The organism is Chitinophaga sp. (genome assembly GCF_035564935.1).
Lineage (GTDB): Bacteria > Bacteroidota > Bacteroidia > Chitinophagales > Chitinophagaceae > Chitinophaga.
The window spans coordinates 1-7,500 of record NZ_DATMTE010000532.1 but is presented as its reverse complement, the minus strand read 5'-3'; the positions used below and the strand labels follow the sequence as shown (position 1 = coordinate 7,500).

General features: G+C 45.4%; 10 protein-coding genes. 4 read left to right on the top strand and 6 right to left on the bottom strand.

What is annotated here, in order from left to right:
- A partial coding sequence (locus tag VN105_RS13760; RefSeq protein WP_325641810.1) for an MFS transporter occupies positions 1–534 on the top strand: 534 nt, incomplete at its 5' end.
- Here VN105_RS13760 and VN105_RS13755 read toward each other — a convergent pair.
- From VN105_RS13755 to VN105_RS13740, 4 genes are all read right to left on the bottom strand, one after another.
- Positions 469–2,238: a hypothetical protein gene (locus tag VN105_RS13755; protein WP_325641808.1), complete on the bottom strand. Its 1,770-nt coding sequence runs from the start codon at positions 2,236–2,238 to the stop codon at positions 469–471. The genes VN105_RS13760 and VN105_RS13755 overlap by 66 nt on opposite strands.
- 123 nt (positions 2,239–2,361) lie before the next feature.
- A complete protein-coding gene (locus VN105_RS13750; RefSeq protein WP_325641806.1) occupies positions 2,362–2,805 on the bottom strand; it encodes a nuclear transport factor 2 family protein in 444 nt (147 codons plus the stop codon).
- A gap of 7 nt (positions 2,806–2,812) precedes the next feature.
- Positions 2,813–3,298, bottom strand: coding sequence for an SRPBCC family protein (locus VN105_RS13745; protein ID WP_325641803.1), 486 nt, complete (start codon positions 3,296–3,298; stop codon positions 2,813–2,815).
- Complete coding sequence (locus tag VN105_RS13740) at positions 3,295–3,621, bottom strand: metalloregulator ArsR/SmtB family transcription factor (RefSeq protein WP_325641801.1); 327 nt, start codon at positions 3,619–3,621, stop codon at positions 3,295–3,297. Before VN105_RS13740 ends, VN105_RS13745 begins: the two co-directional genes overlap by 4 nt.
- 230 nt (positions 3,622–3,851) lie before the next feature.
- Here VN105_RS13740 and VN105_RS13735 point away from each other — a divergent pair, with 230 nt between their 5' ends.
- Positions 3,852–4,619 (top strand): class I SAM-dependent methyltransferase, encoded by a 768-nt coding sequence (locus VN105_RS13735; protein ID WP_325641799.1) that lies wholly within the window; start codon positions 3,852–3,854, stop codon positions 4,617–4,619.
- 57 nt (positions 4,620–4,676) lie between these two features.
- Here the strand turns inward: VN105_RS13735 and VN105_RS13730 are convergent, their stop codons facing one another.
- Together VN105_RS13730 and VN105_RS13725 are read right to left on the bottom strand one after the other, a co-directional pair.
- Entirely contained in the window at positions 4,677–5,126 is a 450-nt protein-coding gene (locus VN105_RS13730) for a carboxymuconolactone decarboxylase family protein (RefSeq protein ID WP_325641797.1), read from the bottom strand.
- 61 nt (positions 5,127–5,187) lie between these two features.
- Entirely contained in the window at positions 5,188–5,763 is a 576-nt protein-coding gene (locus VN105_RS13725) for a Crp/Fnr family transcriptional regulator (protein WP_325641795.1), read from the bottom strand.
- 128 nt (positions 5,764–5,891) lie between these two features.
- Here VN105_RS13725 and VN105_RS13720 point away from each other — a divergent pair, with 128 nt between their 5' ends.
- Complete coding sequence (locus VN105_RS13720) at positions 5,892–6,755, top strand: NmrA family NAD(P)-binding protein (protein WP_325641793.1); 864 nt, start codon at positions 5,892–5,894, stop codon at positions 6,753–6,755.
- A gap of 6 nt (positions 6,756–6,761) precedes the next feature.
- On the top strand, positions 6,762–7,500 hold a 739-nt coding region (locus tag VN105_RS13715), incomplete at its 3' end, for an AraC family transcriptional regulator (RefSeq protein WP_325641791.1).

Genomic DNA, 7,500 nt, shown 5'->3' with positions numbered 1-7,500 from the left:
CGGGCCTGGTGGAGTTATGGTTATGTGCTGTTCAATGGTATGTTTCACAGCGGGATCTTTGCCTGGTTAGGTTATTTCTTTTACAAAAATTATGGACTAAGTGAAATGCAGATCGGCCTGGCATTGCTTGGTTACGGTATACCCGGACTTTTGCTGGGGCCTTTCCTGGGAAAGCTGGCAGACCGCTATGGCAGGAGCAAGATCATACCAATCGGCATTTTCGCAGGGTCGTTAGCGGTACTGCTGCTCAGCCGGAATTTTGGCCTGGCGGCTTCCTGTTCGCTTGTTACCCTTTTATCCCTCGGCTTTGATCTTTCGCATCCGTTGTTTGCCGCTATCATTACCACCTTCAGCGCCAACAGGGGCGCCGCAACCGGGCTCTTTGCCTTTTTCCTGTTCCTGGGTTACGGACTGGGAAGCCTGGTATTGAGCCTGATCGTTAACACCGGGCTGGAAAAAGCCTTCCAGTTATATGGCATGTGCGCGCTTATTGCCGGCCTGGGCGCGGTGTTCGTTTTCAGGAAAGAGCGGTAAATTCACATCAGCATACCGCCATGCCTCCTCAAATGCTGATTTCACTTGCTGTGCTTCGCTATTTTTATTTTGGGAGATTAATGAATGATATAATCCCAGCAATGCCCACCCGTTCTTTTTCCATGTTTGCAGATCTTCGCGGTAAACGCTTTCCGCTTCACTGTATTTCCCGGCTTCCTGGAGCACTGCTCCCAGGTAATGCCTTACGGAAAAGAACCAATCCGGCGGTTCGTTATAATTTAAACCATCTTCTATGGCAACGGCTTCTTTAAGTAAAGCAATGGATACATCGGGCTGCTGCTGTTTTGCAGCTACTTCGGCAGATAATACCTTCACGGCTATCTGCACAAGATCCGCCGTGGTATTGATATCCCAGATGGTAATATGTTTCAGTGCTGTATCAGCAGCCAGCAGTTTCAGGCTGTCCAGTTCCTTTTGTGCAGCTGGCACACTGTTCCTGCCCAGCAATGCCATTCCCCGTGCGTAATGCCAGATGGCCCGCGGATATACCAGGTCTACCGCCGGCGCAGGAAGAGAAAAAATAGTATCCCACATGCCAAACTTTACCGCAATGTAATACGGTATGGTGTAGTAATGCTGTAGAGTGCCCCAGCGGGGCAGGCGCATAATATCTTCCGCGGTATGTTCCCGCAGCTTTTTTGCGGCCTTCCATGCAAGGGCGGAATTGCCTTCCAGCGTAGCGGTGGCCGCCAGGAAATGGTAATTGTGCGGATAATAGCCCAGCGGGTAGGCTCCCTGCGCATGACAGGCAACCGTATAACTGCTGTCGGCTTCCACGGCATGTACATTGGAAAGGGAGCCGGCGTGATAGTCGCCGGTGTTAATATAAATATGCGAAGACATATGCAGCAAATGCCCCGATCCCGGCACCAGCGTATCCAGCAACCGTGCACTTGCCATGGCCTTTTCAGGAGTGGCGGATGCCTCCATAGCGTGAATATAAAAATGATGCGCTCCCGGATGAGTGGGATTAATTTTGATCAGGTGTTCCAGCACCTTCACCAGTTCCGGTGTCCAGGCCCGGGGCTGCTTCGTTTTTTTATCGTACAAATCCCATGGATGAACATCCATCATTGCTTCCGCATACAATGCACCGATATCAGGGTCGGTCGGGTACTGCTCATATACTTTCTTCACGGCGGCGGCATAGGCGATATCCAGGGGCTTCCGGTCGGCCGGAGCGGGCATTGCATAACGGGAAGCCAATGCATCTATAAGGGCCTTTTCCTTTGTAGTACAGTGGCCATAAAGCAGCTTTGCCCTGGCAACTGCGTTCCAGGCACGCTGAAAATTATCATCCTCCATGCCTGCATTGTAATTAGGGCCCAGCACATAAGCATATCCCCAATATCCCATAGCACAGGTAGTATCCAGCCGGGTGACTTCATAAAAAGACCTTGCCGCTTCGGCATGATTAAAACCATAAGCCAGCATCATTCCCTGGTTAAAATATGCCTGCGCTTCCCTGCTGCCGGTTGAAACCGGGAAGTCAATTCCTTTCCAACCCTCCAGCTTTGGCGCCTTCTTACCTGAAGTATACCAGTCTTTATCTGTTATCCTGGAAGTATAACAGCGTATATCGGGTGATTTTTTAACGGTTGCGGAGGTGCCTTTTGTTTTAGTACCGTTATTACACGCAACGAAGAGTAAAATTGAAATAATTGGCAGATAGTACTGTTTCATTGGAAGCTTATTTGAATGATTACTGATTCATAAGCTCCGCATTACTTTGAATGTTTTTCTGAAGAACAGGTATAGCGTAGTGTTAGCCAACACTAATATACAAAATCGATAGTAAATAGGATACTATTTTTTACCGGGTAAGGTCATCAGGTAACTGGTCAGTTTTTTTATCGACCCGTTTTCCATCTCAAAAACATCACAGAAAACAAGGTGCAGTATCACCCCGTCATTTGTTTTCGCCTGCACCGTACCTTCCGCCGTCACTACATTATCTTCCTCCGTCATCCGGGATACTTTAATAACGGGTTTGCCGGTAAATGCGTTGTTTTCAATTTCCTTATCAAACGCTGCTTTTCCTTTGTGTAAATAAACACCCGGAAGTTCCCAGGTTACATCATCGGTTAAGCAGGCAAGTATTTTAGCATGATCCGTTTGGTTAAAGGCATCCATGTAGCGGCTCACCGTTTCTTTATTTTTGCTCATATGGCTGGATGTTGAAAAGTAAGTGAAACTGGTTAACACGCCTGTTAACAACAGCAGCCGGACGGGCATTAAACGATACATCATAACGTTATTATTTATTCACCGGCAATAGCGCATTTAAACGATCGAACATACTGAACCAGCTTTGATAAGCGCCGGTTTTCCGGGCTTCCGCTTCGGCAACAGTTTGATGCAGGGTAAGTTTTGTTTTCCCGCCAACCGGTTCAAAGGTAACGGTGGTAATAATGGCCGGTGGCCACTCTTTAGATTTCCCCGCTTCGGTGGCGCTAACGGGTATCCCCTGCTCATTGCTGAGTTCCATCGTAAAAACAAGCTTTTCCGGGGCCTTTATTTCCTGGTATACGCCGGTGATCCAGCATGCTCCATGAACGGGATCGTGGATAACGGAATGGAACCTGCCTCCAACTTTCACATCTATCAATTTAAATGCGATGGTACATCCATCCGGTGCATACCAATGCTGCAGGTGTTCCGGATCCGTCCAGGCATCAAAAACAAGCTCGCACGGTGCATCAAACAGGTGCGTGATTAAAAGATCTTCTTTATTCGTTTTCATTTTCCTTTGGATTTTTGTTGTTGCAGGTATTTATCTAATTTCTCAAACCGCTTCGTCCACAGCTTCCTGGATTGATCTATCCAGCTCACTACTTCATCCAGCTGATCTAACTGTACTTCACAGAATCTTTCCCTTCCGCTTTGTTTGATCACCAGCAGGCCGCATTCCTCCAGTATTTTAACATGCAGGGATATGGCCTGCCTGGTCATGTCAAACTTTTCCGCAATGGTGTTTACATTGTACGACTGTGCCGCTACCAGGTTAATGATTTCCCTTCTTGTAGGATCGGCTATGGCCTGGTATACATCTCTCCTGATTTTCATAAATGCAAGTATGTACTTGCAAATGTAAGAGCAAGTATTCACTTGCGCAAATTTATTTTGGAAATATCTCTTTTTATTATGTCCGGAAATTTTATGGCGAATGCGGGGAGATCACACCGGCATTCTTACCATCTATAGCACACTGAGCCTGCTGACGTTTAAAATCCCAACATTATGACTTCATTTCAACTGATTTACCGTATTTTCATAAGCATAAAAAAATAGCCGGGATGAAAAGTACATCTGATAAGATCTATTGGCATAAGTATAATGAGTTTTATGAAAACCTTATCCCTGCTAATGCAAAAAACATCCTTGAAATTGGGGTTTTTAAAGGAGAGTCTATCCGGTATTGGCGGGAACTATATAGTGAAGCGAAAATTTATGGTTTGGATATTGTGCCTGCGATGCCTGAGTGGCCGCAGGATGATCGCATCCGTTATTTCCAGGCGGATCAAAGCGATGCGCAGAAATACCGGAAAATATTACTCAGTATTGATCAACCGATTGATCTGTTAATCGAAGACGGCAGTCATGATCCTTTACATCAGAAAATTTCTCTTTTGGAAAGTATAGATTTCCTGGCGCCAGGCGCCATCTATATTTTAGAGGACCTTCATACTTCCCATCCAGGTCATGAATATTATAAAAAACGGGCAAAGACATTTAATAAGTCTGTTCTGAAATTTTTTGGCAGAAATGGCAACATCTTTATGCCCCTGCAATGCCTGTTGCTCATTGATCATCTCAAAACCAATCAGATAGCGCTGGAAACTGTCAGAAACCGCATCAATTATGCGAAGAGCCTGTTTACCTTTGATGAAATTGAGGTATTATTTAAAAAGATAAAAAAAATAACTTTTTACAGACGCAGTGTCTTACCTGATTACTGCTATTCCTGCGAAACAAACAACTTTGACTTTACCAACTTAAAATGTGCCTGCGGTGCAGATTTATATGCGGAAGCCGATTCAATGACCGCTGTAATTAAATTTTAAAGGTACTTTGGCCTTTCTTCTTACCCGCTTCCCTCCCTGCTGCTCAGCGAATGTTGCCTATAGAGCAGTTGTTTTTGTTGAAATACCCACGCGGTTTAAGAAATTCATATGGCAGATACAAATAATAATATCGGCTATTTCTTTTTCCGTAAAAAGAGATTTCAGCCTTTCGTATACGGCATCCGAAACACCATGATTAAAAATCAATGTTATTTCCTCCACCACTTCAAGCACTGTGCGCTCCGTGTCGGTAAACAAGGGACTCTCCTGCCAGGCGGACAGCGCAAATATCCGGCGGGCCGTTTCTCCGTTCTTCAGTGCATCCCGCGTATGGTAATCGATACAAAAGGCGCATTTATTTATTTGCGAAACCCTGATCTTAATAATATCTATAAGACTTCCGGAGATAGTCGATTCATACAGGCGTTTATCTATCCCCGACATTAAATTCCAGTACAAAGGCTCCTCTTTCCATACATCCAAACGATGTTTAATTACTGTGCTCATAGTGATTTATTTTGCGTTTTACAAAGGTAAAAAACGCAAATGCCTTATTTCTTCAACTGGTTTAAGAAAGAAATTTCTTTCTTAATTCGCTCAGGTATTCCGGTGTAAAGCCTAAAAAAGAAGCAAGAAGATATTGGGGAACACGCTGTGTAAATTCCGGGTAATGCGCGAGAAAATGGAGGTATAACTGTTCTTTAGAAAAATCATACAAATACCTTACTCTCATTTGAGATGCCGCATAAGCCCGCTGGAATACCCTGTGAAAATATGCGTTCAGTTCCGGTACCTGCTCAAGCAGTTTGCGCTGACTGCTGTCACTGATACTCAGCACTTCCGTATGCTCAATGGCACGAATAGAAAACCGGGCGGCAGTTCCCTGCTGATAGGCCATAAAATCCGACGTCCACCAGTTTTCCAGGGCAAAGTCAATGGTTTGTTCGCTCCCGTTTTGTTTCAGGTAACATAAATGTACGCAGCCTTTCACAATAAAGTATTTCTCAAAGCAGCGGTGCCCTTCTGTTAAAAGCAGCTCTTTCTTCTTAAATTCCTTCTGCACAAAGAACGGCTCCAAACCGGCGGCCTTGTCTGCCGGAATGGTACAAAACTGCGCTATATGAGCCAATAGTTGCTGTATCACGGATGTTATTTGTTTTACGTGCAAATTAATGCACAATTACAAAAATACATTTTCATACAATTTCCTGAGATATGAACACATTTCCCTGCGCATTCCGGGGGACCTTTGAGGTCATTAAACCATTAAGAATGAAAATCGTACTTACCGGTTCCTTAGGGAATATCAGTAAACCACTAACAGAGATACTGGTGAAACAAGGCCACCAGGTGATCCTTATCAGCACAAATCCGGATAAGCAGGCCCGGATAAAGGCTATGGGCGCCCAACCTGCTATTGGCAGCATCCGGGACCTGCCTTTCCTTATTAACACTTTTACCGGAGCTGATGTTGTTTATTGTATGAATCCATTGGATTTCACATCACGCAGCGTAAGCGCATGGGACGAAAATATGGACAATTACACCCGGGCCATCAGTGAAGCAGGAATAAAACGTGTGGTTGTACTCACCGGGTGGGTAGCCCACCTGCTGGAATCTGTCAGGCCCGAGGAAAAGTTTGAGGCATTGACCGGAGTGGCTGTTACCTTTGTGCGACCAGGGCCATTTTACAGTAACTTCTATCACCTTAAGGAAATGATCCGTCGCCAGGGCATGATCATATCCAATTATGGCGGTGAAGATATGGTGGCTTTTGCGGCTCCTGAAGACATTGCCGTGGCTATAGCCGGAGAAATCAACACCCCGGCGGTTACCCGTTTAAAAGTGAAATACGTGGCCAGCGAAGAGCTTACCTGTACCCAGGCAGCACAGATTATAGGAGAAGCAATAGGAATACCGGGGCTCCAATGGATAGTATTTCCCGGAGAACAGGTGAAACAGACGCTCGAAGCCAGTGGCGTATCACCTGAGGTGGCGGGGTTACTGGTAGAAATGCAGGAAAATATGCACAATGGAAAAGCACAAAAGGATTACTACCTTAACAGGCCCGTATTAGGGAAACGAAAACTGCGGGATTTTGCCAGGGAGTATGCTACCTGGTATCATCAAAACTAAAATATCATGGCCGGAAACCTGCCCCTGAAAATAAAAGGCGTCAATGAGCTGTTACAATTGAGAGGCTTGCCTGGCACCAAACATCCGCTTATCAGTGTAATTGATATTGCCGGGCTAAAGGAGCTGCCTCAGCAGGTAGATATGCCGCTGACCACTGATTTTTACTTTATTGGTATGAGCAGATTCACCCGGTCTTGCGTAAAAATGAAATATGGACAGCAGGAATATGATTTTGATAAAGGGGTGATGAATTTTATAGCACCCGGCCGGGTATTCAGTTTTGATGCCGGCCTGGCAGAAGCAATAGATCCATCCGGATGGCTGCTGCTGCTCCATCCGGATTTTCTCTGGAAGCATCCCCTTGCATTGAAAATAAAGCAATACGAATTTTTTGACTATACGGTAAATGAGGCCCTCTTCCTGTCTGATAATGAGGAGCAGACCATCCAGGGGTTGTTCAAAAATATTGAACGGGAATATAGTACCAATATTGACAGGTTCAGCCAGGGAATTATTATTTCCCTCATCGAATCGCTGCTGGGCTATTCAGAACGCTTTTACCAGCGACAATTCATTACCCGGAAAATCACCCACCATGGCATCCTCAGCCAGCTGGAAGCATTGCTGGAAAAAGCCTTTTCCAGGGAGGTACTGGAAAAGAACGGCCCCCCCACGGTAAAGGATATATCCAGCCAGCTAAATATCTCCCCTAATTATCTGAGCGGTTTGCTCAAAACACTTACGG

Bases quoted from the DNA above. Each gene is read 5' to 3' on its own strand.
- VN105_RS13755 (WP_325641808.1), bottom strand. From the start codon at position 2,238: ATGAAACAGTACTATCTGCCAATTATTTCAATTTTACTCTTCGTTGCG.
- VN105_RS13750 (WP_325641806.1), bottom strand. From the start codon at position 2,805: ATGATGTATCGTTTAATGCCCGTCCGGCTGCTGTTGTTAACAGGCGTG.
- VN105_RS13745 (WP_325641803.1), bottom strand. From the start codon at position 3,298: ATGAAAACGAATAAAGAAGATCTTTTAATCACGCACCTGTTTGATGCA.
- VN105_RS13740 (WP_325641801.1), bottom strand. From the start codon at position 3,621: ATGAAAATCAGGAGAGATGTATACCAGGCCATAGCCGATCCTACAAGA.
- VN105_RS13735 (WP_325641799.1), top strand. From the start codon at position 3,852: ATGAAAAGTACATCTGATAAGATCTATTGGCATAAGTATAATGAGTTT.
- VN105_RS13730 (WP_325641797.1), bottom strand. From the start codon at position 5,126: ATGAGCACAGTAATTAAACATCGTTTGGATGTATGGAAAGAGGAGCCT.
- VN105_RS13720 (WP_325641793.1), top strand. From the start codon at position 5,892: ATGAAAATCGTACTTACCGGTTCCTTAGGGAATATCAGTAAACCACTA.